Annotated in this window: 2 protein-coding genes; both read right to left on the bottom strand. The window is 64.3% G+C overall.

Annotation, left to right across the window (positions count from 1 at the left end):
- On the bottom strand, window positions 1–840 hold the full coding sequence (locus E9536_RS41115) for an ABC transporter permease subunit (RefSeq protein WP_027788939.1): 840 nt from the start codon (window positions 838–840) through the stop codon (window positions 1–3).
- A partial coding sequence (locus E9536_RS41110) for an ABC transporter permease subunit (protein ID WP_136473343.1) occupies window positions 837–1,343 on the bottom strand: 507 nt, incomplete at its 5' end. The genes E9536_RS41110 and E9536_RS41115, both read right to left, overlap by 4 nt.

The raw sequence follows: 1,343 nt of genomic DNA, 5'->3' as shown, positions 1-1,343 counted from the left end.
TCACGCCACCGCGAACGCCGCCTTCATGTCGGCCACGCGGCGCCGTTCGCGCGCGATCATCATCCGGTTCACGACGATCACGCCGATCGTCACGGCCGTGATGAACAGCGTCGCCAGCGCGTTCATCTCCGGGTTCAGCCCCAGCCGCACGCGCGAGAACACCACCAGCGGCAGCGTCGTCGACCCCGGCCCCGACAGGAACGCCGACAGCACCAGGTCGTCGATCGACAGCGTGAACGACAGCAGCCACCCCGACAGCAGCGCCTGCGAGATCAGCGGCAGCGTCACCACGAAGAACACCTTCAGCGGCGTCGCGCCCAGATCGAGCGCCGCCTCCTCCAGCGACTTGTTCATCTCCTTCACGCGCGACTGCACGATGATCGCCACGTACGACACGCACAGCATCACGTGCCCGATCCAGATCGTCACCATCCCGCGCCCCTTCGGCCAGCCGAACATCTGCTCCAGCGCAACGAACAGCAGCAACAGCGAGATGCCCTGGATCACTTCCGGAATCACCAGCGGCGCGTTGATCATCCCCGTGTACAGCGTGAAGCCCTTGAAGCGGCCGAAGCGCGCGAGCACGAAACCCGCCCACGTGCCGATCACCACCGACGCGGTAGCCGTCAACAGGCCGATCTTCAGCGACAGCCACGCGGCGGTCAGCAGCTCGTCGTCGTCCAGCAGCGCGCTGTACCACTTCAGCGAGAAGCCCGACCACACCGTCACCAGCTTCGACTCGTTGAACGAGTACACCACCAGGCTGATGATCGGGATGTACAGGAACAGGAAGCCGAAGGCGAGAACGCCCGTCGACAGCGGTTTGCTCGGCTTGATCATTTCGCGTCCTCCAGTTCCTTGACCTGGTAGTACTGGAACAGCGCCATCGGCACCAGCAGCAGCATCACCATCGCGACCGTCACCGCGGACGCCATCGGCCAGTCCATGTTGTTGAAGAATTCATCCCACATCACGCGCCCGATCATCAGCGTGTCGGCGCCGCCCAGCAGTTCCGGAATCACGTACTCGCCCACCGCCGGGATGAACACCAGCAGGCTGCCGGCGATGATCCCGTTCTTCGACAGCGGCAGCGTGATGCGCGTGAACGCGACCCACGGCTTCGCGCCGAGGTCGTATGCGGCCTCGAGCAGCGTGAGGTCCATCTTCACGAGGTGCGCGTACAGCGGCATCACCATGAACGGCAGGTACGAATAGACCATCCCGATGTAGACGCCCGCGTCGCTGTGATAGAGGCGCAGCGGCGTGTGGATGATGCCCAGCGCGATCAGCGTGTGGTTCAGGAGGCCGTCGTCCTTCAGGATGCCGATCCATGCGTACACGCG

The sequence above is a fragment of the Burkholderia sp. LS-044 genome, from assembly GCF_004803625.1.
Taxonomy (GTDB): domain Bacteria; phylum Pseudomonadota; class Gammaproteobacteria; order Burkholderiales; family Burkholderiaceae; genus Burkholderia; species Burkholderia cepacia.
The sequence above is the reverse complement of the archived record's forward strand: the minus strand, read 5'-3'. Positions and strand labels throughout refer to the sequence as shown.